The sequence below is a fragment of the Paenibacillus taichungensis genome (genome assembly GCF_050994985.1).
Taxonomy (GTDB): Bacteria; Bacillota; Bacilli; order Paenibacillales; family Paenibacillaceae; genus Paenibacillus; species Paenibacillus taichungensis.
Genome location: NZ_CP194720.1, coordinates 2701768 through 2727787 on the forward strand (window position 1 = coordinate 2701768; position 26020 = coordinate 2727787).

General features: G+C 43.3%; 26 protein-coding genes and 1 riboswitch. Of the genes, 10 read left to right on the forward strand and 16 right to left on the reverse strand.

Annotated features, from left to right (window positions below):
• Window positions 1-216 precede the first annotated feature (216 nt).
• Window positions 217-1068, forward strand: coding sequence for an aldo/keto reductase (locus ACR1R9_RS12140; protein ID WP_433923598.1), 852 nt, complete (start codon window positions 217-219; stop codon window positions 1066-1068).
• A 161-nt stretch (window positions 1069-1229) separates the two neighbouring features.
• Here ACR1R9_RS12140 and ACR1R9_RS12145 read toward each other — a convergent pair whose 3' ends face one another.
• Window positions 1230-2144, reverse strand: coding sequence for an arginase family protein (locus ACR1R9_RS12145; protein WP_433923597.1), 915 nt, complete (start codon window positions 2142-2144; stop codon window positions 1230-1232).
• A 104-nt stretch (window positions 2145-2248) separates the two neighbouring features.
• Between ACR1R9_RS12145 and ACR1R9_RS12150 the strand changes: the two genes are divergently transcribed.
• Window positions 2249-2611 carry a winged helix-turn-helix transcriptional regulator gene (locus tag ACR1R9_RS12150; protein WP_063565019.1) on the forward strand — a complete coding sequence of 121 codons (363 nt, stop codon included), beginning with the start codon at window positions 2249-2251 and terminating at the stop codon, window positions 2609-2611.
• Window positions 2604-2987, forward strand: coding sequence for a winged helix-turn-helix transcriptional regulator (locus tag ACR1R9_RS12155; protein ID WP_063565020.1), 384 nt, complete (start codon window positions 2604-2606; stop codon window positions 2985-2987). The genes ACR1R9_RS12150 and ACR1R9_RS12155 overlap by 8 nt, the downstream gene beginning before the upstream one ends.
• An 80-nt stretch (window positions 2988-3067) precedes the next feature.
• Here the strand turns inward: ACR1R9_RS12155 and ACR1R9_RS12160 are convergent, their stop codons facing one another.
• Together ACR1R9_RS12160 and ACR1R9_RS12165 are read right to left on the reverse strand one after the other, a co-directional pair.
• The gene (locus ACR1R9_RS12160) at window positions 3068-4510 is read right to left on the reverse strand and encodes a hypothetical protein (protein WP_433923596.1); all 1443 of its coding nucleotides are present in this window, start codon (window positions 4508-4510) and stop codon (window positions 3068-3070) included.
• 301 nt (window positions 4511-4811) lie between these two features.
• On the reverse strand, window positions 4812-5705 hold the full coding sequence (locus tag ACR1R9_RS12165; protein ID WP_433923595.1) for a LysR family transcriptional regulator: 894 nt from the start codon (window positions 5703-5705) through the stop codon (window positions 4812-4814).
• A gap of 163 nt (window positions 5706-5868) precedes the next feature.
• On the opposite strand from ACR1R9_RS12165, the gene ACR1R9_RS12170 reads away from it, so the two are divergent.
• Window positions 5869-7350: a DHA2 family efflux MFS transporter permease subunit gene (locus ACR1R9_RS12170; protein WP_433923594.1), complete on the forward strand. Its 1482-nt coding sequence runs from the start codon at window positions 5869-5871 to the stop codon at window positions 7348-7350.
• A 134-nt stretch (window positions 7351-7484) separates the two neighbouring features.
• On the opposite strand, the gene ACR1R9_RS12175 is transcribed toward ACR1R9_RS12170, so the two are convergent.
• The 4 genes from ACR1R9_RS12175 to ACR1R9_RS12190 all read right to left on the reverse strand — a co-directional run bounded on the left by ACR1R9_RS12175 (window position 7485) and on the right by ACR1R9_RS12190 (window position 11470).
• Window positions 7485-8324: a formylglycine-generating enzyme family protein gene (locus tag ACR1R9_RS12175; protein WP_433923593.1), complete on the reverse strand. Its 840-nt coding sequence runs from the start codon at window positions 8322-8324 to the stop codon at window positions 7485-7487.
• Between the two features lie 204 nt (window positions 8325-8528).
• Window positions 8529-9164: a glycoside hydrolase family 11 protein gene (locus ACR1R9_RS12180; protein ID WP_076288544.1), complete on the reverse strand. Its 636-nt coding sequence runs from the start codon at window positions 9162-9164 to the stop codon at window positions 8529-8531.
• Between the two features lie 319 nt (window positions 9165-9483).
• Complete coding sequence (locus tag ACR1R9_RS12185) at window positions 9484-10956, reverse strand: DUF4179 domain-containing protein (protein WP_433923592.1); 1473 nt, start codon at window positions 10954-10956, stop codon at window positions 9484-9486.
• A complete protein-coding gene (locus tag ACR1R9_RS12190) occupies window positions 10943-11470 on the reverse strand; it encodes a sigma-70 family RNA polymerase sigma factor (protein ID WP_326065563.1) in 528 nt (175 codons plus the stop codon). Before ACR1R9_RS12190 ends, ACR1R9_RS12185 begins: the two co-directional genes overlap by 14 nt.
• Before the next feature lie 166 nt (window positions 11471-11636).
• Here ACR1R9_RS12190 and ACR1R9_RS12195 point away from each other — a divergent pair, with 166 nt between their 5' ends.
• From ACR1R9_RS12195 to ACR1R9_RS12205, 3 genes are all read left to right on the forward strand, one after another.
• Window positions 11637-12299, forward strand: coding sequence for an MBL fold metallo-hydrolase (locus ACR1R9_RS12195; protein ID WP_099854122.1), 663 nt, complete (start codon window positions 11637-11639; stop codon window positions 12297-12299).
• A 249-nt stretch (window positions 12300-12548) separates the two neighbouring features.
• Window positions 12549-13454 (forward strand): ArsR/SmtB family transcription factor, encoded by a 906-nt coding sequence (locus ACR1R9_RS12200; RefSeq protein ID WP_310853006.1) that lies wholly within the window; start codon window positions 12549-12551, stop codon window positions 13452-13454.
• 39 nt (window positions 13455-13493) lie between these two features.
• Window positions 13494-14756 carry an MFS transporter gene (locus ACR1R9_RS12205; protein WP_433923591.1) on the forward strand — a complete coding sequence of 421 codons (1263 nt, stop codon included), beginning with the start codon at window positions 13494-13496 and terminating at the stop codon, window positions 14754-14756.
• A 169-nt stretch (window positions 14757-14925) separates the two neighbouring features.
• Here ACR1R9_RS12205 and ACR1R9_RS12210 read toward each other — a convergent pair whose 3' ends face one another.
• From ACR1R9_RS12210 to ACR1R9_RS12220, 3 genes are read right to left on the reverse strand one after another with little or no spacing between them, the layout of a single operon-like run.
• A complete protein-coding gene (locus ACR1R9_RS12210; RefSeq protein ID WP_433923590.1) occupies window positions 14926-15411 on the reverse strand; it encodes a nitroreductase family protein in 486 nt (161 codons plus the stop codon).
• Window positions 15412-15428: 17 nt separating this feature from the next.
• The gene (locus ACR1R9_RS12215; RefSeq protein WP_083678840.1) at window positions 15429-16004 is read right to left on the reverse strand and encodes a nitroreductase family protein; all 576 of its coding nucleotides are present in this window, start codon (window positions 16002-16004) and stop codon (window positions 15429-15431) included.
• A gap of 20 nt (window positions 16005-16024) precedes the next feature.
• Entirely contained in the window at window positions 16025-16507 is a 483-nt protein-coding gene (locus ACR1R9_RS12220) for a MarR family transcriptional regulator (protein WP_175382819.1), read from the reverse strand.
• A 241-nt stretch (window positions 16508-16748) separates the two neighbouring features.
• Window positions 16749-16830: riboswitch (ZMP/ZTP riboswitch) on the forward strand.
• A 51-nt stretch (window positions 16831-16881) separates the two neighbouring features.
• On the opposite strand from ACR1R9_RS12220, the gene ACR1R9_RS12225 reads away from it, so the two are divergent.
• The 3 genes from ACR1R9_RS12225 (at window position 16882) to ACR1R9_RS12235 (ending at window position 19495) form a co-directional block, all read left to right on the forward strand.
• On the forward strand, window positions 16882-17733 hold the full coding sequence (locus ACR1R9_RS12225) for a bifunctional 5,10-methylenetetrahydrofolate dehydrogenase/5,10-methenyltetrahydrofolate cyclohydrolase (RefSeq protein WP_433923589.1): 852 nt from the start codon (window positions 16882-16884) through the stop codon (window positions 17731-17733).
• A 168-nt stretch (window positions 17734-17901) separates the two neighbouring features.
• Window positions 17902-18666: a DUF817 domain-containing protein gene (locus tag ACR1R9_RS12230; protein WP_076288534.1), complete on the forward strand. Its 765-nt coding sequence runs from the start codon at window positions 17902-17904 to the stop codon at window positions 18664-18666.
• Window positions 18667-18682: 16 nt separating this feature from the next.
• On the forward strand, window positions 18683-19495 hold the full coding sequence (locus ACR1R9_RS12235; RefSeq protein ID WP_175382815.1) for an undecaprenyl-diphosphate phosphatase: 813 nt from the start codon (window positions 18683-18685) through the stop codon (window positions 19493-19495).
• A 116-nt stretch (window positions 19496-19611) separates the two neighbouring features.
• Here ACR1R9_RS12235 and ACR1R9_RS12240 read toward each other — a convergent pair whose 3' ends face one another.
• The 6 genes from ACR1R9_RS12240 to ACR1R9_RS12265 form a co-directional block, all read right to left on the reverse strand.
• Window positions 19612-20256, reverse strand: coding sequence for a hypothetical protein (locus ACR1R9_RS12240; protein WP_433956446.1), 645 nt, complete (start codon window positions 20254-20256; stop codon window positions 19612-19614).
• 94 nt (window positions 20257-20350) lie between these two features.
• Window positions 20351-20992, reverse strand: a complete 642-nt coding sequence (locus tag ACR1R9_RS12245; RefSeq protein ID WP_433923587.1) for a hypothetical protein — start codon at window positions 20990-20992, stop codon at window positions 20351-20353.
• Between the two features lie 169 nt (window positions 20993-21161).
• The gene (gene bshB2, locus ACR1R9_RS12250; protein WP_099854589.1) at window positions 21162-21836 is read right to left on the reverse strand and encodes a bacillithiol biosynthesis deacetylase BshB2; all 675 of its coding nucleotides are present in this window, start codon (window positions 21834-21836) and stop codon (window positions 21162-21164) included.
• Between the two features lie 23 nt (window positions 21837-21859).
• A complete protein-coding gene (locus ACR1R9_RS12255) occupies window positions 21860-22204 on the reverse strand; it encodes a YojF family protein (protein ID WP_024631702.1) in 345 nt (114 codons plus the stop codon).
• Window positions 22205-22305: 101 nt separating this feature from the next.
• Window positions 22306-23223, reverse strand: a complete 918-nt coding sequence (locus tag ACR1R9_RS12260; RefSeq protein WP_433923586.1) for a deoxyribonuclease IV — start codon at window positions 23221-23223, stop codon at window positions 22306-22308.
• A gap of 219 nt (window positions 23224-23442) precedes the next feature.
• Window positions 23443-25914, reverse strand: coding sequence for a family 43 glycosylhydrolase (locus ACR1R9_RS12265; protein ID WP_433923585.1), 2472 nt, complete (start codon window positions 25912-25914; stop codon window positions 23443-23445).
• Window positions 25915-26020 lie beyond the last annotated feature (106 nt).

Here is a 26020-nt window from a genome sequence, read left to right on the forward strand (position 1 = left end):
AGTTCTTTTGATCCGCTTGGACGTTTTGAGCAAGGGTAATTTTTAAAGGAGAATCCTAAGACTTCTATTCGAGGCAGAATAGAAGTCTTTTACTTGAAGGTCAAAAATCAATTTTATACGTCCTGTGAGATAATTAGGCAAACATTTGATATGAATGATATAACGCTAGAATTATGATTTGGTACATAATAAATATATAAAAAGGAGGGCTTTAACATGGAAAAAGTAATACTTAACAATGGTGTGGAGATGCCCATTATGGGTTTTGGTGTTTATCAAATTGCAGATCAAAATGAATGCGAACAAACCGTTTACGATGCCATTATGGCAGGATATCGCCTGATTGATACAGCTGCCTCATATCTGAACGAAGAAGCCGTTGGTCGAGCCATTAAACGAAGTGGTGTCCCAAGAGAAGAGTTATTTATTACTACAAAGCTTTGGGTTCAGGATACTGGATATGAAAACACTAAAAAAGCATTCCAAAAATCTCTGGAACGATTGCAATTGGATGTGTTGGATCTGTATTTAATTCATCAGCCTTTTGGCGATGTGTACGGCTCTTGGCGTGCAATGGAGGAATTGTATCGTGAAGGAAAGGTCCGTGCCATTGGGGTTAGTAACTTCCAGATGGATCGTCTGATCGATTTAATCATTCATACCGAGGTAGTTCCTGCCGTAAACCAGGTTGAAACACACCCTTTCAATCAACAAATCGAAAGTGCTGCTTTTATGAAAGAGAATAATGTTCAGATTCAATCCTGGGCGCCTTTTGCTGAAGGAAGAAATGATCTTTTCCAGAATGATGTATTGCTATCCATTGGGAAAAAAGTGAATAAATCTGTTGCTCAGGTCGTTTTGCGCTGGTTGACACAAAGAGATGTCGTTGTCATTCCGAAGTCTGTTCGTAAAGAAAGAATTGTTGAGAACTTCAATATCTTTGATTTTGAATTAAGCCAAGATGATATGGAATCGATTACTGCATTAGATACGAAGCAGAGTCTATTCTTTTCTCATAACGACCCAGAGATGGTGAAGTGGATCGGTACACGTAAACTTGATATCTGACCCTTCCGGAAGATCGTTCAGTTCCTTTTCATTGAAGCTCTCATTCAGAGGCAAGTAATAAGAAAGATAAACAAAAGGAGCCGTAGTCATATACGGCCCTTTTTTTTGCTTTGGTGAGATAAATTATATTGTTCAGCGATGATTAGCCCTCGCATATAATTTCACTTATTTAAAATAGGTATTTCCCCCAGCAGGTTTTTCAGGTTAATTGCATCCCATGGCATGTGCTCGGTTATACCCAATCCCACCACATCTGTTTCTTCCGATAGTTCTTTGAGTAGATGCAGGAGCTGGGAGATTTGCAAGCTGCCCGCAGGAGAGAACGTATAAGGTCCTTCAGGATTCGCGAATAATAACGAACGAAAAGCCTTAGGATCAAGCACATCTAGATCCAGGTGAATAGCGAGATGCTTAATACCGCTTTCTTTGATCCACTCTTTTATGGATTCCGTACTTTTTGTTAACTCTTCAGCTCCGGAAGTTCTAATGCCAAGTCTTTGAATCATTTCTGTATCTGATTCTACAGTCGTTATACCTAATCGTTCAAACGCTTCTGAGATCACTTCGCCCTCCTGTTCTGTAGGCGTTGCCAACCCCGCGATAAAGACATTTTCAGGTTGTAGAGGAATTTTTACATGTTGTGCAAACTCCTCATCCCCTTCTCCCAAAAGATTGCCCAGTGGTAGCGTATGTCCGTTATCATATCCCACGTAACCAACCAAATCACTGTGCGCATCGATCCAGATCAAGCCTAACTCTCCATTATACCGTTCGTTTAAATAGGCAAACGGAGCTTGTTCGACCAAGCAGTCTCCACCAAACATGACGATGCGGTCAGGCTTGTGAGCATGAATAATATGCTGGGCTGCTTCCAATTGTTCAAGGAGTTGTTTCCTCCCATTTACACCATTCTCGTTTTCCAGTGGAGTTCCATCATATGCTTGTACAGGAACTTGAATCAGTGGTTGATCATTATCAGGAGCCAGCCAGGCAAGCAGTTCCGCGCCAAAAGAGTAGTTAGGATTATTCCCGCCTTGCCATTGTGGCATTAACAGACGTATTGTTTTTTGATTCATGTTTTCTCTCCTTTACTTCAAAGTAAGGTTAGTATAAACTGAACGCAAATCAAAAAGTAGTACGCACAATTATGACAGGTACTACCCGAAAGGATAGCATAAATATGAGCATGGCTGAATATCAAGGTAAGGTTAAACATATTCAAGATACGCCTTTTGGCTATACATTGTCTGTCATTGGCGGCAAATGGAAGATGGTCATTATTTATCTTTTAGCAGAAAACCAACCGGTACGCTTTAATGAACTGAAAAGACAAATTGGAGCGATTACGTTTAAAACACTGAGTTCACAACTAAAAGAATTGGAAGCGGATGGTATGGTCGAACGGAAAGAGTATCCTCAAGTCCCGCCTAAAGTCGAGTACAGACTGACCGATAAAGCGGAAACGTTATTGCCCGTTCTGGAAGGTTTATGTGAGTGGGGAGTACAAAATCAAAGTGAAAGAGATGTGTTGGAGGATGATTAACTTTAGAAATAAAACCTATCGCTGTACCTCGGAAATTGTTATGAGCTTACTTAGCGGCAAATGGAAAATTTCTATACTCAATCACTTAACTAAAGGTCCCATTCGGTTTAATGAGCTTCAGCGACTTCTTCCTGACGCAACCCAACGCATGATTACAATGCAGCTCAGAATGCTTGAAAGTGACGGCCTGATTATTCGCAAGGTCTATCCGGTTGCACCGCCAAAAGTAGAATATTATTTGTCCGATCTGGGCGAGGAACTGGCCCCCATGCTACAGATGTTGTGCAAGTTTGGCACGACTTATATCGAGAAATTCCCCGACGAAGTATCTTGCGACAATGATGACTCTCGCCGCGACATCGCTAATGTAAATTAAAGTAGTCGTAATTAGACGGCAGCAGCTCTGTACGAGTACGCTGCCGTCGTCATATCATCTGTCACGAATGGTTTATAGCATTACAACACCAAAAATTGCGTTCCATACCCCTTCCCAGAAACCAAAGCTGCTTCCAGCTCCTCTTGATCTCCTTTGTCCACTAACACCACATTTTCGGGATACAGCTTGCCTAACAAAGCCCACTGTACAAGTTCATTTCCGCCTGTTGGTATGATATGGACTCCATTATCCGTATTTGTCACCAATCCGGAATGCGACAAAATGTCTGCTACCTGATGAATGCTCGTTGATGTTCGCTTCACAGTAGCTGCCTTGGAATGGTTGTTCTCTTCAGGCCGATATGAAAATCGATGTCCCCTGAAAAGCTGACCAAGATCCACACTAGATTCTACACTAGATGATGCATGACCATCTCTCTCCACAGTGAAACGCACGGTTGTTCGATCTGACCCTGTATTCGGAAGCAGCCTTGCGATGGATGGGAGATCACTATGGTCTTCTGAAATATGAAGGTAATCCTTATTGCCAGGTATACCCGTTCCTGCTTCATTTCGTGGTGCAGCATAATAATCGTCATATTCATATTCCAATGAGATGGCAACTATATCTTTTGTATCTTTAGTCTCAATGGTTTGTACCGGATGCCATTTCAGAAGATAACGCGCAGCCGTTCCAGCCGACTCTCCCAATCCAGCGGGCAACACCGTTCCCAAAGGATATTGAAAGCCGTAACCTACCGAAGTCAAACCCGAGCTAAGCACACTCTGTGCATACTGGACAATCGCCTTGTGCGTTAATTCCTTCCCAAGCAATTGAGTTAAAAAGACCTTACGGGCAGGCTCCAGAAAACGTAATCCTTTGAATTGCGCGTGTTCCTTGACTTCAAAAGGTACTTGTTCCCAATTGGCAAAAGGAAGTAATGCATCCCGCAGTAACACAAATTGGTGTAAGTATTCATTATATAACTGCATAACTCTCGGCCCCCCAGCGGGACCCCAAACCTGAGCAATAGCTTCCGGTATTAGGGTATGACCGTAGCAATGACTTCTAAATTCCAGCTCTCCAAGGGTCTCTATTCCATATTGCGACAGTGCCCTCTTTTCAGAATTAATCTCTCTTGCCCAGTGAACCAATTGTTCACCAATGCGTGCCGCCTGTGTCGTAATTTCAACACCTGCCTTATCCTTCAAAGCTAATGGACCAAGCGGTAGCGATGACAAATCACCGGAGATTGCCAAATTGGCTTGAAGGCTATCCAATAACACCGAAGGATCACCGTTTATCGGTTCGCCCAGCTGAACCAGAATCGCCTCAAGCAGTTTATCCAGCTCTATGACGACCTCTTTTGCTCTATATATGCCGTCAGGCAATTTCCAATCCAAAGCCACATTCTCGCCTGTTCTAATCGAGTCCTGTGGATATGTGCCAATGAGAGACTCCACATCTATTGCGTTTCCCCATACGATCCGTTTATCTTTCAAGTGAAGTTGATACGCTGGCATTTTTCCCACCCCTTCAGTACGTTTTTTATATTGAACGACAATTCAACTTGCCCTTCGAATGTTAGATTATCAGGTGCCCTAACCGTTGAATAGTACGCACTTTTTTGTATGATCCGATCATTTTTGTGTCGTAGGATACTTTTTGATCCTTCAAAATAAAGAATCGAATGGTATGATTTTGTAACAAGTTTTCCATCCTGTGCTTGTAAAACGAGCTTGCAGGTACAGTAAAAAAAGCCGCTGTTAGGCGACTCTCCAAGTAACTCCTTCTTTCTCGGATCTTATGCTATATGTTATATATCTAGACTTCATTAAAGCTTCGCATGACGTCTACAAAATGATCGACTTGCGAGGACTGATTGCTGCGCAGCCAGCAGATTGCCAAAGTTAATTCAAAACTTGGTTCCGTGAGCGGGATAAACGTAACGTCATTCTCAAACATTTTACTCATGCATCCAAGTACAAAAGCGACACCGATGCCCGTGGCTACGAGACCGACTACTGCTTGGTCACTTGCCACTTGCTGCACAATATGGGGTGTGAACCCAGCCTGGCGACATAACAGAATAAAGGAGTCGAACAAGGCTGGGGAATCATTCCGATTTAAGATAACGAAGGATTCATTTTTTAAATCTGCGAGAGTAATGTGTTGTTTATCCGATAAAAGATGTTTTTTGGGCAGAGCTACGACGAGGGGCTCCGTTGAAAACGGAAGCCAATTCATGCTGTGTTCACTATGCTTGTCATTTAGATCAACTGAAAAACCAATATCTATTTTGCCCTGTAACAGTTTTTGCTCCACTTGATCGGATTCCATCTCTTGCATAACAATCTCGACATCGGGATAGAGCTCACGATAAAGCCGTATAGCACTTGGCAAAACGGTATATAGCATAATTCCAAAATAACCGATGGTCAGCCTTCCTCTTCTGCCGGTTTCTGCTCTTTTGGCTTCGTCTATCCCCCGTTGCAAATGCTTGAAAGCGAGTTGGACTTCTGCTAATAGTGCCTCTCCAGCCATAGTCAATTCGACTTTGCGTGTTGTTCGTTTGAATAGCTTGAGGTCAAGCTCATTCTCTAATTGCCCAATTTGGTGGCTTACCGTCTGCTGGGAAGCATGTAAACGTTCAGCTGCACGGCCAAAATGCAATTGACTGGCAACCTCCACTAAATATTTTAATTGCTGAAGCTCCACTTTCTTGTCTCCTTAACGATTCTAATTAGTTTTCTAAAGTTATTATACTATTTGAATTGTTAATCAACAAAATATCCGGTGTATTTCGAGTAAATAAACCTCCTTATACTTAGGTAGTGGATGAAACGAAAAAAAAGAAACCACATCAATAGGAGGCAATAAAATGATATCAAAAGGAAGTAGTTCAACGAAGACAGATTTGGATTTAAGCTCCATAAAACGAGGACCCATTATCATAGCCTTGATCATAGGAGCATTTGTAGCGATATTAAATGAAACATTGCTTGGTATTGCATTTCCGGATTTAATGAAGCAATTCGAAGTAGGAGCGTCCACAATTCAATGGCTGTCCACTGTCTATATGCTGATTATCGGTATACTGGTACCCGTGACAGCCATGCTTCAGCAATGGTTTACCACACGACAGATGTTTTTATCGGCGATGCTACTCTTTTTGGTAGGTACAATAATTTGCGGATTTTCCGGTTCTTTTCCTGTACTTTTAATTGGACGAATCATTCAAGCATCGGGTACTGGATTACTGATTCCGGTTATGATGAATACCATTCTTATTATTTTTCCACCAAGCAATCGTGGTGCGGCTATGGGCATGATGGGTCTCGTTCTCATGTTCGGTCCAGCTATTGGTCCTACCTTATCAGGTCTTATTATTGATTCCTTATCATGGCATTGGTTATTTTTCCTTGTTATTCCGTTAGTCGTGGTTTCCATTGTGTTCGGATTTATGTATTTGGAAAATGTTTCTGATATTACAAAACCGAAGGTTGATCTGTTATCGATCTTACTCTCAACAATCGGTTTCGGTGGTATCGTTTACGGTTTCAGTACAGCCGGCGAAGTATCATGGTCAGAACCAGAGGTCATTTGGACCATTACTGCAGGCTTCATATCCCTTATCTTGTTCACCTGGCGACAGCTGGTCGTCAAAGAACCCATGATGGATTTGCGGGCATTCAAATATCCGATGTTTGCTCTGACTGTCTCTCTAATGATCGTCATGACAATGACACTCTTCTCGACAGCGCTTATATTGCCACTATATATGCAGCAGGCTATGATGATGACAGCCTTGGCAGCAGGCTTGACATTAATGCCGGGAGGTATCGCCAATGGAATCATGTCTCCAATCTCTGGCAAGCTTTTCGATAAATTTGGACCGAGAGTGTTGATCGTACCTGGACTTGTCATTACAGCTGTATCCTTATTCCTGCTATCCAGAGTTGATCTCGGAACGAGTACAGGAGTATTAATTACGCTTCACATCATTTTGATGATCGGCATCTCCATGATTATGATGCCTGCACAAACGACTGGGCTTAATCAACTTCCCAAGAAGCTTTATCCACATGGCACTGCCATTATGAGTACGTTACAGCAGGTTTCGGGAGCAATCGGTACAGCATTGTTCATTAGCATATTTTCGAACGGAACTAAAAAATATTTGGAATCCTCTTCCGATCCCATGGCACCTGCCGAAGCGATAAACGGATTGGTGAGCGGGATGCAAGTCGCGATTCAGGTTGCTTTTTTCATTAGTCTTCTTGCTTTGTTGCTAGGATTCTTCGTTAAACGTATTCAAGCTTCTGACGTACCACAAGGGGAACATGATCAATCGCTGCATTAGATTGAAATAAAAGCAATTCAAAAAGAGATGCCTTGGCTAATCATCATTAGCTTGAGCACCTCTTTTGCTTTAACCACTTACTTTGCGGCTTAGGAGAGCAGTTTAGTCTGGTTGGGTACTTTACAACGTTTCGACTATTCTCCGCGAACAACACGAAAACCCTGATCCGGACCAAAACCATTTGCATCGAATTTGCCTCGAAAAGCAATCTCGTTGTTGTTGACACCGCCGATCCACCCTCCGCCTTTTACAACCCGAAATGATGGGAGTTGACTCTCAGCATCGCTGTACCAGTCCCAGCACCATTCTCTGACATTGCCAGACATATCGTAGATTCCAAGCTCGTTGGGCTGCTGGGTACCAATTGATTTGGTTTTGTTTTTGTTGCTCTCTATGGCAGGCCAGTTCCAGTCTCCAGTTAAGATTTTGTCCCCGGCGTTCTTCCAATACCATGCGACTTCATCGGCGTTGTTGCTACCGCTGTATGTGTAATTCTTGCTCTCCTGACCTCCGCTTGCGGCATATTCCCATTCCGCTTCTGTAGGCAGTCGGTAACCGTTAGTTCCCTCATTAATCGTTACTGTCCATTTTATATTATCGTTATCATTCTTATTATTCTGGTCTTGGGTGCCCTTATCGATGTTGTAATGCGGCTTCAAGCCCTCTTGTATGCTTCTTTGATTGCAATACTCTACCGCGTCATACCAACTCACCATTTCTACGGGTAATTGTTCTCCTTTGAATCCGGAGGGATTATTTCCCATGACATCTTCCCACTCTTTTTGAGTTACCTCATATTTTCCGATATAAAAGTTCGACAGGGTCACATTTCTACCGGCAAAATTGGTCTTGTTGTTCTTAAACGTTCCACCTTGCACGAATACAAGGTTATCCTTCGGTTCGGGTTTATCCTGCGAACAAGCACTGATCACTAGCATTGTTGCTATTAAAAAGAACATCAACAGCTTTCTCATTGAACGATCTCCTTTAAGCTAATGGGAAAATAATTGGCTATGATGCCTGCCATTCTCATCCGGCAACGTCGAAGGCCATTTGTCTGACTGAAACGGCCTTCAACATATCCGGACTGATGGTAGAACTGAGGAAAAGGCATTGAGCCTGTCCCTAATGTATAAGAATCTGATTTACTTTCATTTAATGAGTCACCATGGGTTTGCTTACCACACCGTTACGTTGGAACTTCCGCTGCTTTGATATCCTTCTGTCGCTAACACCTGGTAAGACCAACTGCTACCCAGATTCATTCCTTTGCTTGCCCATGCGTTCACATGGTTACTGAACGTAATAGCGGAGTTAACCCCGGTCGCTCTCTTCGACTGTCTTACGCTCCAGTACTGGGCAAAGGTTTGTGTACCGTCAATGGAAGGTGCATTGTATCGCATCGTTGTATAGATGTCATAGGTTCCTCCATCACTGTTGACAGTACCTTTAAACGTTCCGGTTGGTCGGTATGTGCCCCAACTATCTACAACGTAATATTCAATAAGTGCATTTCTTGTCCACCCGTAGAGTGTCAAATAGCCATTGCCGGATGGAGACCAAACCCCAGCATTATAGTTAATTGTCCGGTTTGGAGATCCAACATTCCAGCCTTTACCAACAACAAAGTTCCCCGTATTTTGCCATGTCACACTGTAATTTCCGCCCGATCCATTCACAGCATTAACCGTACCGCCGCCATCGGTCCAATTCTGCCAATAATCTGTCGCTGCACTTGAGGTTGCTGCAAACACGCCAAAACTCATGGAAGCCGCAAGAATGACCGTCAACATTTTTTTGCTAAATTTAAACATACTCTACCTCCCAATATGATTGTATTTGCCTTATCGACTGCTTTCGTCTGATTCTCGGTTGAAGTTCTCAATTACCATTTGATGCAATTCTTTTTTTTACTTTTACCTCCTTTCTGACTAAATTATAGAATGATAGCGGTTACATAAAAACCTGACAAACTAAAGATTAATCTCTAATATGTTTAGATTTATGTCTGTTTTCCTTCTAAAAATCGACTTCTACCTACAGGAAAACAAATATGCAAAAAAGCCGCCCAGAAGGGCGGCTGTGAAAGTGATGCTGAGGATATTAGTGATGGATAGACTACACATTAATAAATTATTTTAGCATTACGGACCAGTCCGGGTCTTTGTACCTTTTATCCACTACACGTCTTACCAGGATAAGTTCCTCCGGAATGTGGTCTAACCCCATAATCCGATATTCATAAGGCTGCTGCGTATCGCGATTTCCCATACTAATAAATCCCTCTCTCCAATTATTAGAAAGCGTATTTTTTAAGGTTGAAATCCCCCACTTACTAACGTCATACTGCTTGCCTGCTGAATCGTATGCTTTCCATTCTTCATTGTTTATTTCGTTATCCATTTCCCCGTAGAACGATACGGCGGTTTCAAATGTGGCATCAGGGTTTTGTGAGTCCTCAAGCGACGTCCCAACCAACTCTATGCGGTCTGTTAATATTTGAAAAGCTTTGGGTTCTATCAGGTCCGATGGCCTAAAGGAAATTCTGCTACCGTCTGTTTCCGCGACCGAGTAACCATCCAAAATAAAACGATATGGTTCGTGCTCTGGCAAGTACTTGAAAATATAACTCCAACGTATCTTTCCGTCTCCAATGACTGCATAATCAGTAGACATCAGACTAACCATGTCACCATTCTTTCTCGAATTTACCGAATGAATTTCTTCATTCTCTATGGTTTCAAAGTGAAAGCTCAACATCTGCTTTTCCCATAAATCACCGGGTGACCTTGCCATTGCAGCATTATTGAGTTCAGTCTCCAGTTCAAAACGGACTCCTTGCACCATTCTCGTTAACCTCTTTAAAGTGACTGTCATTCCGTGTGGCGTTGTGTAGCTACCAGATAATTCTTCTATCTTCGTTTGCTGGTTAGCCTCTCTCATATCTATATCAAAGCTAAAGTTCCAATCTCCTTCAATTAAAGGCTCGTTTCTGTTGCCAAGCGTCCCAATATTCCCTTCTATTGTAATCTTGTCTGTTTGCAAGGGCTCATTGAAGAAAGCAACCATATAATAAAAATCATTTGTGTACCCCATATCGTACATGGTGTCCAAGTCTTTACCGTTAGCATCTTTGATTGTAATGTTGTTCAGATCTCCAAGGAGTAACTTATAGCGATCGTGCTTACCTTTTTTATCAAAGAGTTGAAGAGCCATCGTCACTCGGGTAGGGTCTGCAACAGCTTCATCAATTACCAGCGTATAACCTTTGTCCTTTACTTTGATATGAGGATTATGCACTAGTCCCAATTCTTGTGCCCGCAAAAGTCCAATATCTGGGTTATCCTTGGCAAATAAAGACCGGATCATTTCACCAAATGTTGGTACGGAATAAATCGAAACCGCTCCTAGGATGAAAAAGAGGGCTATAACTGCTGCTGCCCATCTCCATTTTTTATGGGGATATTTCTTTTTTACCTTCTGTTCAGAAATGGAGGAAAGTGCGTTCTCCATAGCAAGTTGAACTGTATCAGGAATGATAAGGTCTTTTCTTTTAGCATTTAATAATTGCTTGATCTCACGGTCAACCGGATCATGAAAATTCATATTTGCCCTCTCCTTCCTCTAGAACGAGCTCTGATAATTGTCGTCTGGCCCTGAATAACCTTGACTTTACTGTTCCTTCGGAAACTACAAGCACTCTAGATATTTCCTTGACCGATAAGTCCTCGATATAAAAAAGTGTCACGATGGTTTGAAGCTGTTCATCCAATTCGTCAATTACCTCAAACAGCTCAATTTGTTCAAAATCCCCCTTATAAGATGTCTTTCTCATATCATAAGGGACAAGGGATACTCGCTTTTTTTTCTTAATAATCCGATTACACTCATTGATTAAAATCCGAATGATCCAAGTTTTAAAATAAGTTGGCTCTTTCAGTGTATGTACATTAGAAAAAGCTTTAGCAATGGTCTCCTGTATCGCATCTGCACAATCTTCATCCGTTTTAACGATTGATCTTCCTATAACAAATAGGCTTTGTTGAACAGCACGTATTAAAAATACAAAAGCTTCCTTATCTCCTTGTCTTGCAAGTTCGGCTTTTTCTGATAAATCCACCAATGCTCCCCCTTTCCTTCATTCCTTCTATTCATTAGATCATCCTATACTTGGTTTGGTTCACAAGAAAACACTAATCTTTTTTTTCAATTCTACCCCCGTATCTTTTTACGGAGTTGATTCGTTTACAAAGAGATACTATTTCTTTCTACGGAGGACTAATATTATGGAAATTTCAAAGGGAGTCGAAATGCTCCATCTAGACTATCATGGGAATGTGATACACCCCATTCTTTTAAAGGACCAAGAAATGAATATTCTAATAGACACTGGTTTTCCAGGTCAATTTGAGGATTTACGTGTGGCAATGGAGAAGGCTGGTGTCTCTCTAGACAAATTAAATGCGGTGATTTTGACCCATCAGGATGTCGATCATATAGGGAATCTTCCGGAGATTTTACAGATGCGTGGCAACACTATTAAAGTATATGCACACGAATTGGATAAGCCGTACATCCAAGGGGAACTGCCTCTGATAAAAGATGGTCACCTGGATAATCCGCCAAAGGGCACAGTAAATCATACTTTAATAGATGGTCAGGAACTGCCGTTTTGCGGTGGGATTCGCGTTATTCACACACCTGGACATACACCCGGTCATATCAGTCTTTATTTGAAGGAAAGTAAAACCCTCATTGCCGGGGACTCTATGTACAGTGTAGACGGTATGCTTGGTGGAATTCACGCCCCGACTACACCGGATATGAACGCAGCAAAACTCTCGTTAAGAAAGTATGCATATCTCGACATTACATCCGTTGTTTGTTACCACGGAGGATTGAGTGATGTAAATGTCAAAGATCAGATAGCAGCACTCAACCAAGATTAAAGTTTCAATATACACTTTCGGTGAGTATTATTCAGTTATTTTAAAATCAGTCTGCTCATCTTGCTGTCATTATAAATCATAAAGACGCTTCTCCAGGTGCTCTCCACCCGTGGAACGTCTTTTTTCGTTGAAGAGATTAAGTAAATCATTGGACATTTTTGTTGCAAACCCATAATTGTTCGTATACAATAAAACAAATTAGTTGTTCTATAAATATAGAACACGAAAGGCGAGGGGAAAATTCGAGCTATGAACTACAAAGTGGAAGTTGATTTCGCGCCCATTTATGAATGTGTAAGCAGCCTGACGGTTTTCATGAGCAAACAGAATCATAATGCTCTGGATGCTGGAAAACTATGGGTCAGAGAAGTACAAGATCGGTTCGCACCTGCCAAACTGCAACAAATGCGGGAGACGATGAAACTTGTAGATGATTTTAGCCTTGCACCTTATATTTGGAGTTGTCCTGGTGAACGCTCAGTGAGTGGTTTTTTGGATTGGCTTGAAGACCTAACCACGGGCCAACTATATGACATCGCTGCTAATGTGAAGTTGTCCGTTCCCTCCAATCTCCCGGAACTGCGCAGCCGGACATCCGAAGCGCTGCGTGAATGGGATACCCACTATTTCAGCCAAATTGATTCGGCGATTATCGAAGGTCTTGCCTTAGAAGCTGAAACCAGACGGTCCATGCTAAACGGAACCAATGACCTAGAGGTCTATGAGGAGGCAACGGAGGGTATGCGTCTTTATCCCACCCCACTGCTCAAACAAGTGATTCTAATCCCTCAATATCATGCTCGTCCCTTTGTTACCTCAGCCATCTTTGATGAACTGATTTTCACCAGTTACTCTGCCGATATTCTCCCACCAGCAACGGGCCGGCCTGAACATCGGTTGTTGCGTCTAACACGAGCATTGTCCGACGAAACCAGATTATACATCCTCCGTTTATTAGCCGGAAAGCAGTTAACATTCACTGAGATCGTTAGCGAGGTTAAACTTTCTAAGAGCACGGTACACTACCACCTTATTTCATTGAGAGCAGCGGGGCTTGTTATCGTGCATTATAACCAGAAAACTACCTCTTACAGCTTGCGTTTAGAAGCACTCAACAAGCTTTCGGAACAGATTTCAGCTTATATTGAAGAATAATGATAATGCCCTTTAACCTACGCACACGGAGGAACACTCATGCTTAAACGCAGTTATTATGGTTTACTTGCTACTGTCACTCTGAGTTCATTTGGTGACGTATTTGGTCTTCTGGCTATGGAATGGCTTGTCTATGAAATAACTGCATCTAAGATGGCTATGGGTGCGATGGCACTAAGCTTTAGCATTCCAGAAGTGGTCATTCGGTTGCTCGGCTCGCCGTTATCCGATCGGTTACACCGAGGGCGGTTCATGGCAGTGCTTGCTTCTGTTAGATTGCTTGCTCTCTTATTACCGCTGAGTCTGGGACTCGCTGGCCACTTGCAATTATGGCACCTTTTTCTGGCCGCAGGACTAAGCGGGGCATGTTCTGCCCTATTCATGCCCACCGCAATGGCAATTGTCCCCGGAGTATCAGATGAACGCAAACTGGTGCGTGCATTCGCGGTAATCGACGGCTGCCGTAATGCAGCTGCATTGTTGGGCCCAGCCTTAGCCGGAGCTCTTACTGCCGTAGCTGGGGCATTGCCAACGCTGGGCATCAACGCCGTTTGTTACACCGCCGCGATTGCCACGTTGCTCTATCTGCCCACAATGCAGAAGCCAGTAGCAGCTAAGGCGTCCTTTTCAATTAAGGCTTATCTCAGAGATATCCATGAAGGATTCTCCTTTTATCGCAGTTTCCCGGCTATGCTTTCGATTATGGGCATGGTTTCGATCAGCAACATGTCTTCTGTAGCGATCTGGACCATGATGATTCCTTTTGTTCGTGAAGTGTTAGATCGGGATGCCGCTGCTATGGGTACACTCACCACTGCTTCAGCATGTGGCACATTAGTAGGACTTTTGATCATTTCGTGGATGGGTGAAATCAAAAAACGACGGACAGTCATGCTGTGCAGCCTAGCCGCCATCGGGCTTTTTAACGCCTTACTGGGCCTATTCCCGAGTTACCCGTTTGCGCTCGTTGCGTTATGTGCCGCTGGTGCAGCAGGACCTTTCTTTGGTTCTCTCAGTTCATCTTTGCATGGCACTCTTGTACCTGGACCTCTGCAAGGCCGAGTCAACTCAATACGGTTCCTCATTGGTGGCGGATTGCAGCCTGTAGGTGCATTTGCAGGTGCAGCGGTTGCAGAACTCTATGGTCTGCCTTTCTTATTCTTGTCTTTGGGACTGCTCCCCTTGCTTTGTTCGGCCGCCGCAGCATTCCTTCCAAATCTGAAGAATTTAGATGGTGATTTATCTACTTTACAGAATAGAACACGATTCAGTTCTTATAACAAGGAAATTAACACATTATAGAAATATCTTTTTTTAAAATAGGTGAATCTCTGGATTAGTCGTGTGTATCCGCTTTAGCTGATTTTTAATCTTCAAATCGTATACGTACCGCATAAAAAAAGAACGACAATCCCTGCTAAGGTTTTGTCGTTCCTCTTTCATTTTAATTCTCTTCCCTATATCTTTCCCGCTACAGCAGTTCGAACTGGAGCTGAGGTTCAGCCATCTCAGCTTTCCCTTCCAGCTGTACAGCGCCATATCCCAATTCCAGAACCGCAGCAATCCGCTCGTTGCCTAACACGCCAAACTTTTCAGCACGGCTCCGGTCGTACATCCAGTCATGCAACGTGCTGCGCACACCCAGCCCCTGTTCATGGGCAAGCAAACGAAAATTTTGGATCAGACAGCAGACAGCTGCAAAGTCCTCTTCCCGCTTATGATGATCCGCCTCTTCCTTCATCAAGACCAGAAGATAGGCTGGAGCGTGCTCCTGCAATCCCTGCATGAGGTTCCCATTACGATTATCGGCAAAAATAAATCGCCACGGCTCACGAAGTCCATCATTTGGCGCCCACACGGCGTGATTGAGCAATTCAAGGATTAGCTCCTGTGATACCGGTCGATCCAAAAAATCTTTTGGACTGTGTATGCTTCCTTGCAGATTGGCCAATTCCATATTTACATCCTCCCCTTCTACGTAGTCTGACCTTGAAATACAGTCCACTTTTGCTCAGCTGGTGTTCTTTTCCGGCTTCTTGGCGCTTTGTCGTAATATCCCATATGAAGAATGCCAACAAATCTTTCATCCTCACGCAGTCCAATTCCTTTGAAAAAGCCTTCATTCTGAATCATGGATTCTGTATCCCACAGCATTCCTAACCCTTGTTCCCATCCCAGCAGTTGGAAGCTCTGCATCATCCCGCAGGCAGCCGCATAATTGCGGTCATTGGTCAGACGATCCGGTCCTACAGTCGACATAACAATGACATGAGCAGGAATATCGGTAAACCTCTTTTTAAACACATCCAGCAGTTTTCCCGGAATCAACTTGCCGAACTTGCTCTGCGACATCTGTTCCAGCATGCAGTCTACCAACCGTTTGCGTGCTTCGGGAGTTCCGGCATAAACAACACGCCATGAGCCAAATTCAACAGATGGTTGAAGCCGTGTTGCCTTGTGCAGCAATTCAACAACCAACTCCTGTTCCACCGGTGTAGAATTACATTTACGAATACTTCTGCGTTCCCTGATCAATTCTGCCAGACTCAAGTGTTTCACTCTCCTTCAGTTTATCTGGATTCCATATCCATGCTGCTGTCTTGAAGAAATTGATGTATTATTTTCAGCTCCGGTTCCGAATATTTGTCCAAAGAACGATAGAACCGTTCAGCCTCAAGTACATGTAAACGTTCATGCAGTTCAAAGATCTTTTTGCCTTGCGGTGACAAACGGAAATAGCTCTCCTTTTTGTTGTCATTCATTTTCGTACGTTTGACGAATCCTTCCTCCAACAGTTTGTTGCCGATCTTGGTAATACTCGCTTTGGACAAATTCATCGCCTCAGCAATACCCGTGTTGTTAATAGGCTCATGTTTGCCAATGCAATCTATCATATGAACCGCGGTCAAATGCTGAGGGATTTTGTCCATGCTTTCCCGCTGAGCGATACTTAGAAAATGTTCAATTTCCGTATCCTTGTGATTCTCATAAACATGTAAAAATCGGATAAATTGGTCATACAGTAACTGTTTTGTTCGATCGTTTGAATCCATTCTTCAATCGCTCCTTATTTACTTATAAATAATAAAAAACCCTTAAATGATTAAACTAATTCAGGAATTTAATATTAAATAGTTTACTAGTTAACAATATAACACGAGTGATAACAGTTATCAACTATATGACGAAGATTGTGGCTACCAGGGAAACTAATACCCCATACAAATCAAAGTGAAATCCATTAACTATTGAACAATTTTGCTTTTTCAAGTACTATCAATCTAAACAATTCAAACGATCATATGTAACTGGCGAACACGGTGAACCGTGAGGGAGCATATGGTTTTGTAATAAGCCGTACGCCTGGGCAGAGGTAAGGAATATTTATTTCCTTGCCTCTTTTTTATGTTGAAAGGGCGATGTGAAAATGAGTACTGACAAACTGATCTTGAATGGACAAACGGTAGCGGATTTTATGAAGGAAGACATGGCCTCGAAGGTTGCCATTCTGGAGGAAAAAGGCATTCAGCCTTGTCTCGCAACAATTCTCGTCGGAGATGATCCTTCTTCAGCGACCTATGTGCGAATGAAAGGAAATGCTTGTGCTCGATTAGGCGTGCATTCTATTAAGGTCGTTCTTTCTGCGGATACCACCACAGATGAATTAATTCAAGAAATTAACAAGCTAAATGATGACCCTTCCGTACACGGTATTTTGCTTCAGCACCCTGTCCCGAATCACATCGATGAAAGAGCAGCTTTTGATGCCATTAGCATCGAGAAGGACGTTGACGGTGTAACGACCCTCGGTTTTGCACTTAATGCTTTTGGAGATGCAGAATTCCCTTCCTGTACACCACAGGCTATTATGCGTATTCTGGATTTCTACAATATTCAGATCGAGGGCAAACATGCGGTTGTCATCGGAAGAAGTCCAATTCTGGGCAAACCTGTCTCAGCCATGCTGCTAAACCGGAATGCAACGGTGACGACCTGCCACTCCAAAACCGTGAACCTGGAGGAAATCGTGAAGCTTGGCGATATCATAATTGCAGCCGTCGGCAAACCGCTCTTTGTTAAAGGAGATTGGATTAAACCAGGTGCTGTCGTTATTGATGCAGGTTATAACAAAGGCAACGTCGGAGATGTGGATTACGAAGCTTGCTTTGTTCCTTCTTCAGCAATTACACCTGTACCAGGCGGTGTTGGTCCTGTAACGATTGCGACGCTCATCGAACATACGATTAAATCTGCCTACAAGCTGTCTGCAAATGCATAATTGAATTGTCCAAAAAAACAAGGTCCCTCTAGTTGACGAGGGGCCTTATTTGTCTTTGATTAAGCACGAATTGAAAATAAGAAAATATATAGATCTTTTTTTCTCTTTTTACAAACGGACCATATCTATATTATTATGAACAAGGCTTAGGAAGGAGATAAACATAACTTGAAACCTTTAGTACAGCTCCTGCATTTCGGTTATCATCAGGCGATGAGTTGCATTTTTCCTGTGGCGATCTTTGGAACGTTGGCCCTTTCTAGCGTAATTCAGATACCCTTTCTCTATCGCTATGATGCCATTCTGCTTGTTTTATTAGCAGTACAATACCTTATGTACCGGAGCGGATTGGAAACACGTGATGAAATCAAAGTCATATGTATATTTCACGTGATTGGATTGGTACTGGAGATGTATAAGGTATGGATGGGATCCTGGTCATACCCCGAGCCTGGTTATACCAAGCTCTTTGGTGTCCCCCTTTATAGCGGATTTATGTATGCAAGTGTTGCAAGCTTTATGTGTCAAATATGGCGCAGATTGCGTATGGACATGACAGGCTGGCCTGGGTTTGCATCTTCGTTTCTGTTAGGTGGAGCCATCTATATCAACTTTTTCACACATCATTTTATTCCCGATTTCCGTTGGTGGTTGACCGCTCTGGTATTTATTGTTTTTCGAAAAACATGGATTATCTATCGGGTACGATTAACTACCTATCGAATGCCGTTAACACTCGCTTTTATCATCGTAGGTTTTTTCATCTGGACCGCTGAAAATATAGCTACATTTTTTAACGGCTGGAAATACCCTGACCAGCATGATTCCTGGCAGCTGGTCAGTTTTAGCAAGATCAGTTCGTGGTTCCTTTTGGTGATTATTAGTGTCATTATTGTGGCCCAACTGAAATATGTCAAAGCCAATCGAAAATAATGAGTAGGAGGATACAATGGAAGACTTTATTTTATGGTTGAAATATGTGTTATTAGGTATCGTACAAGGGGCTACAGAGCCTATTCCGGTTTCTTCAAGCGGACATTTGATTATCGTTCAACGATTGCTTGGCATGGAGCAGAACGGATTATCCTTTGAAATTTTGACGAACACAGCCTCACTGATTGCCATTATGTTTATCTTTCGGGAAGATATCAAAAAACTTATTGTAGGAGGCTGGCGATTCCTAGTCTCTCGCAATGCGGAGTACAAAGCAGATTTTATGTTTTGTCTATACATAATCATTGGTACCCTGCCTGCTGCGATCGGGGCTGTGCTGTTCAAGGATAAAATTGAAGAAATATTCACTTCTGTCTATACGGTTGCGATTAGTTTACTGATTACAGGGGTTGCCCTATGGCTCATTCGAAACCTTCGCGGGCGCAAAAGAGATGGCGATTTGTCTGCGAAAGACGCAGTACTGGTGGGTCTGGCTCAAGCGGTGGCTCTTATACCGGGAATAAGCCGCTCTGGTGCAACAGTCATTGCATCTATTGCTGTCGGGATGAAACAAGAAACGGCGTTGAAATTTTCCTTTATGCTCTACATTCCGATTAGCATCGGTGGTGTAATTTTAGGTGCATCTGACATTGTAACCGATCCGCACCGAGCGCAGTTGGCTGTACCTTACATTTTAGCGTTCATTACAACCCTTATCGTAACCTACTTTTCAATGAGATGGTTCATGGGAATTATGGCAAGAGGGAACTTGATTTACTTTTCATACTATTGCTTCGTAGTCGGAATTCTTTTACTTATTTTTTTGTAAACTCGAATTTCCTTGTAACGTATAAGGGAACAACCCTCAACAATGGGTTGTTCCCTTTTTATTGTTTTCCAAACTTGACGATCCCGCCCTACTCGCAGGTCCCGTACGATCACTCTTTAACGCTCTTCCAGAACCATGGAACCCATGCCATTCGGATCATCCATTTGTTTATGGGTTACGAGCTCCCCTTTATCATTGAATCCCTTTATTTCATACGGAATTGTTGCAGACGAGGGCAGTGATACAAACCAGATTATGCTTTCCGGGCCCACCTCAACCAGCTTGGCTTCCGCAAGTACTGGTTTCTCATTCCCCTCGAACTCGACAGTTACACGCTGAATAGCCGGGTCTAGTATATGTCCAAACAGCATAGGGAAAGGTGTCGATATATGACTCAATTCAGGTATGCTCATGTAATCCATTGCAGACGTGAATTGAGATGATTCACCAATGGAATATCCGCCACCCCAAGCCCACTTCCATCCGAATATTATCTTCCGAGCATACTCCATCTGAAGATTGCTGTTATTTTCCTGACCCATTTTTTGTTTAAACAAAATTATGCCGCCGTCCACCGGTTCTTGATGAATAATTTGTAATGAATCATCATTATTTCTAAACTTTCGGATCGCTTCTTCAGCAGTTTTTCCTATAGGAATATGTATGATTTCACTCATTCCCATTGCTTTGGACATACGCCGGTCGGCTAGTCCGCCAGGTCTGTCATTCACATAAACAAATGCGATGCATGATATGAGCAAAAGTAAAATGAGTATCGCAGTAATTCGAATGATTCCTTTTCTTCGCATTTTTGGTATTACGATGTCCTTTCACTCCTTAAGATGACGATGACAACTATTCGCCTTGAACCGTGGATAAGGACACAAGGACCGGACCAGCGAAATCAGAGGCTTCTTCACCTTTGGGATTGTGAAGACGGAATAAAAAAGCGTCACCTTTTTCTGATTTCCAGACCATATAATCGTTTATCCCTTTTTCAGCTGAGGCTTGAAGATAAAGCTCAGCGAAACCAAGCGGATGCTCGATCAGTTCTCCACTATAATCAGTCACCTCACCGAATTTTTCCAAGTCCTCTTGCCCAGTCGTCTTAAGCTTTTCCAGATCATAATCTGAGGGCAGCGGTTCAATATCTACATAGTAGTCCGGATTGCTTGTCAGCGACAAGCGGCCTTTGGCAGCGTCAAAAGAAAACTTCTCGAACACGTACAATGAAAAACCCTCTCCTTGATGTAAGGTTGCCGTTTGTGAAGAATTGCCCTCCCCTGACATCAAATCAAAACTTTCTGTTTGCGGTCGTGTCGTTTCAGATGTTTTCTCGTTTTCTGTGGTGGGAGCTGTAACCGATTCATTTGTTTGTGTTGACGTTTCAGTGGTGGACGACGGCTCCGTTTCTCCAGAGCAAGCTGTAAGTGCAACAAACATAAAGAGCATCGGGATTTTAATAAAAACAGAACGAAGTTCTTTCAATTGTATCACTCCTTACGAGTTTAATGGTCAATATGTTATTACCCGTGCAAGCGAATGGAAACCATACGATTGCCCCTTCCCAATCCAATCACCTCTGAACAATATGTTATGTTTAAAACGAAAAAAAGTCGCCATAATGGCGACTTTTTACGAAAATTAGATTGTACAAACTGTAAAATTAATCGAACTTATAGGTCCAAAACGCTTCTCTTCCAAACCGATTTCGGATTTGTTCATCATCCAACTCCCGCTTGCCGACAAGTTCAGGCGCTTGGAATTGCGAACGGTGAGCTCGAATCGATGCCATTTTCTCGGCGAGGAATCCACTCACATCTTCAATCACATCCGCTTTTCCGATGCTCTCCTCGTGATTGTTCGAGAATGCGCAGCAGTACACAATTGGTCTCTCCTCTTCAGGCAGTCGACCAATCGTTCGCGTAACCGCAGCTCCGGTTGCATCATGATCGGGATGCACACTATAGCCCGGATAGAAAGTAATGACCAGTGAAGGATTAAGCTCCTTGATCAGGGCCAAAATATGGCCATCTAGCAGTTCAGGATCTTCAAACTCGATCATTTTATCGTGAAAACCGAGCATCCTTAAATCTTGAATACCAATCGCATTGGAGGACTCTATGAGTTCATCCTTACGGATTATTGGCAAGGTGACCCGGTTGGCAAATGGAGGGATGCCCATATTACGTCCCATCTCCCCTAGAGTCAGGCAAGCATAAGTGACTTGAGCACCGCCTTTTATGTATTTCGCCAATGTTCCCGATGAACTGAACGCTTCATCGTCGGGATGGGGAAACACAACTAAAATGCGCTGATGTTCAATCTGTTTGTTATTCATGCTTATTTGATCCTCCGCTTTCATCAGAACAATTCCCGACTAAGTTGTAAAGCTACAACCAGCTTTCCTTGACTATCGTGACCAGCCAGAATAAGTCGTTCTTGTTCCAGCTCGTCAATGTGTGTAAGTCCTTCAGCGTATATCCAGCCGTGAGTGGTTTTTAAGCCAACTCGGTATGGGCCAGTGCCCGAGATAGATCCTTGCGTATATCGTATGACCGCATTGGAAATGAATGCCGACCCCGGGTGCCGGGTGCTATCGAAGTGACTGGCGTAAGCACCTGACGTGAGTTCGAGGTGTAAATAAAGGTCCTGATCGAGAAGTTGATTGATCCGGTGTTGGATGTCTTGAGGCTCTATTGGCTGCATGGCGGCCTCCTTTTTAGTAAAAAGTAACGTTCTACATCCATTTTAACATATGTCCCGTCAGAATAAACATGGAATGAGTGAGCGGATGTTTGTAATTCTCTCTATTTACTGTTTTCTAAAGAATCCTCTTCCTTCTGCACAGGTTCTGAGCACTCTCTTCTTAACAGGGCAATTTCATGTCGATAAGGTGCACTTTTATATTTAATTTTACCAATCGACGGCGTCTCAAGCAATTTTGGAAGTGACGCAAGTTGGGGGTGATGCACAATATAATCCAAGGCCTGAAGCCCGATATGTCCGTGTCCAATGTTCTCATGGCGATCTTTCCTCGATCCCCGTACATTTTTGGAATCATTGATGTGCAGTACTTTTAGTCGATCAAGGCCAAGAACCTTGTCAAACTGCTCGAGTACTCCATCAAAATGATGAACAATATCGTATCCGGCATCATGAACATGACAAGTATCCAGACATATGGAGAGTCGTTCATTCCGTTGCACGCCATCGACAATCTGTGCCAGTTCTTCAAAACTTGTTCCGCATTCTGTTCCTTTTCCAGCCATCGTTTCCAACGAAATCTGGACCTCAGGGTAAATTTCGTCCTGTAATACTTCGTTTAATCCCCGGATAATTTGCCGAATGCCGATGTCTACCCCAGCGTTAACATGGGCACCGGGGTGAAGGACCAGCTGATTGGATCCCAGCGCTGCCGTTCGTTCAATCTCATCCCGCAGGAACTGTACACTAAAATCAAATACTTCTCGTTTGTAACTATTAGCCAAATTTATCAGGAATGGAGCATGTACTACAATGTTGGAAATGCCATGCTGCTTCATGTGCATATGGCCTGCTTCTGTATTATATTGCAAAATAGGTTTTCGTTTCGAATTCTGAGGTGCGCCAGTGTACATCAGAAAAGTAGATGCGCCATAAGAAGCGGCTTCTTTACTAGCCTGGAGAAGCATCTCTTTTCCTCCAAAGGATACATGCGATCCAATCAGAAGTTCACTACTCTTCATTACCAACCACCCTCTCCTGACGAATCCATCATTCAATTATCAATGAAATGGGTTGGATTGGCTAATGGGAAATGACGGTGGTGAAGGAGATCAGAGGAAGGCATCATTTGGTCGCAATAGTTTATATCGTTTAAGGCAAAAAAGCCGCCAATTGGCGGCTTAATATGCATTCCAGTTCTTGTTACAACGATTTGCATTCTCAACGTTTGGCTTCCGGGTTCAGGGAGTAACCGATACGTTATCGAAATGCGTATGCTTGTTTGCCGTTCTAACACCGATTTTGCCATGCGTGAACGGATTCAGGCTGTTGTCCGTATAATCGATCTTCGGAGTAACCATATCATCCACATAAACTTTGATGTTTGTACCATTAACGGCAACTTTCATATGATACCAGGTATTGGTGGAATATGACTGCGCGTTGCTCTTGAGGAGCGCCCAATTATAATTCATCTTGCCCAGACTGACTCCGCTTGTGGTCAGATAAGCATAATATCCTTGTAATGCATCATAATTGTTCTGGCCTCGCTCTGTGCCGTGGGATGGATTGCTCACTCTGACAAGTAAACCCCCGTCTCCCCCTGAGTCAATCATCTTAATATCCGCCTCTACCGTATAATCTGCCCATCCTGTATCCCCAAATGTAGATTTAGCAGGTCCGGTGCTCCCTGCACTGTATTCACCATTCTCTACAGCCCAGGTTCCTTCAAACCGTGTCCATCCATTATCGTCGCCGTCGTTAAAATTATCACTTACACTTGTCACATCAGCATTCTTCTGAAACGTCATTCTTGAGAAATCAGCTTCGCCTGTTACGAATTCAACCTTTAATTCCCGTTGTCCAGCATTTAAATAGACCTTTTTCTTGGAGATGTTTTTCCAATTATCCCATCCGCCCGTATTAGGTACATTGACGATACCCGTTAAGTCGGTCGAACCATCCCACACTCGGATCTGAGCCCCGTCCAACGAGGTAGCCATGCGAAAATCAATATCGTAATATCCACTTGACTCTACGTTTACTTTGTATTTATACCATTCTCCCGTCTGATTCCAGCCTAAGTTGAACAGTCCTTCGTTATTCAGGCGAATATCCCCGGCATCGGTCCGATAAGCCCCGCCCAGGTTCCCAGCCGTTGTATCGTGATAAGCGACACCTTCGCCTCCTTTCATATAATGAACGGCCTCGATTGTGCCTGGAATCGGCTTGGAGGCATTCCATGCACTGCTTCCGTTCACATCATTGCTAAAAGCAGTATAGCCGAAGTCCGCATGTGTATCCTCTGTCAGAACACCAATTTTGCCTGCTCCTACATTGGCGGTACGCGTTGCTTTGAACATACCATCTACGTAGTATTTAAACGTTGATCCCGATTTTTCTATCCGTATGTTATGCCATTTCGAATAATTGAAGTCGGCAGGCAGATCGAATGTTTGCCAAGCCTGATCCACACCGTTAATTCGGAAAAATGTCTCAAGTCTTTTGTTTTTCGAACTGATCAGCGCAACACCGTAGTTGTTCTCATTCGTATAGGAGAATGTAGCGCCGTATCTCGGATTGGTGGACGTTCCCCGATTCATTTCCTTCATGTTAAATTCAGCCGTATAATCCGATGCGCTGCTCGAAGCCGTCACTTGTTTATACCAAGTTGAGCTGCCCATTGAATTTTGCCACATGAGTTCCTGATTGTAGATGCCCCAATTACCACCGTTCACGTTGGACCAATTGCTTCCGATTGCAGTACGATCGAAGTAGTCATAGAAAACAGGCATTTCTGGATTGGGTTGATCCGTTGAAGTCGGACCTTGCACGATCATCTTGTCGTTATTCCATACAATTCGGTCCATGTTCAGATGCCGCAGCGGTCCAATGATTCCGTTACCTTCCAAATTGTGATACATCATATAGTGAGTGTCCAGATTAGGTCCTGTTACTACAGTGTTGTGTCCTAATCCCACGGTTGGACCCTCTGTACGAATTAATACCGGGTTTGTGCTATCCGTAACATATCCGGACCTCGGACCTGTGGTGCTAACTGCCACATCCACCCGATATCCTTTGCTAAATACGTGGTTACCTGTATAGGTCATATAGTATTTTCCATTTCGTTTGAAGACGGTTGAACCCTCAGTCCAGCCTCCCATCCCCACTCCTGTTGACGCACTCACTCCGATCTCAGTCGGACTGCTCATCGGTGCTGCATCTATTCGGCCCTGTGCTGCGTGATAGAAGCTGAACGAGCCATCATCGTCAATGAACACATTACCGTCAATCGACTTTCCAAGGTTGCCCGTTACTACATTGAAGGGTCCGGTAGGACTTGTGCTGCTCAGCACGTAATGTCCTTTTCCGGCAGGTGATGTATACATGTAGAACATGCCATTCCAGTAAACAACTTCAGGAGCATAAGCTCCGTGCGTAATGGGATCTGTTGCAGCTAATCCACGGTACGACCAATTCACCAGGTCTTTAGAGCTCCAGACTTTGACACCGTCGTCCGTATCTCTTGTGCTTACATACAGGTAATAGTATCCATTAAATTTCAATACATAGGGGTCCCCGAGTCCATATTGTCCCCATTCATCCGGTAACGTTTGCGGATTTTGATAGGCTGTGGCAGGGAGTGGCACTGACGAAACCATTAATAAAATGACCAACAGCGTGAACATGAATCGACGACTCTTCCTCACATGATTTCCTCCTAGTCTGTTTTTTGTTACCGCTTACAAATACATCAAGGTTCTCTACGTGCGCTTCTGTCTTACATCCGAAGAACTTGTTTTCTTCTGCACAACG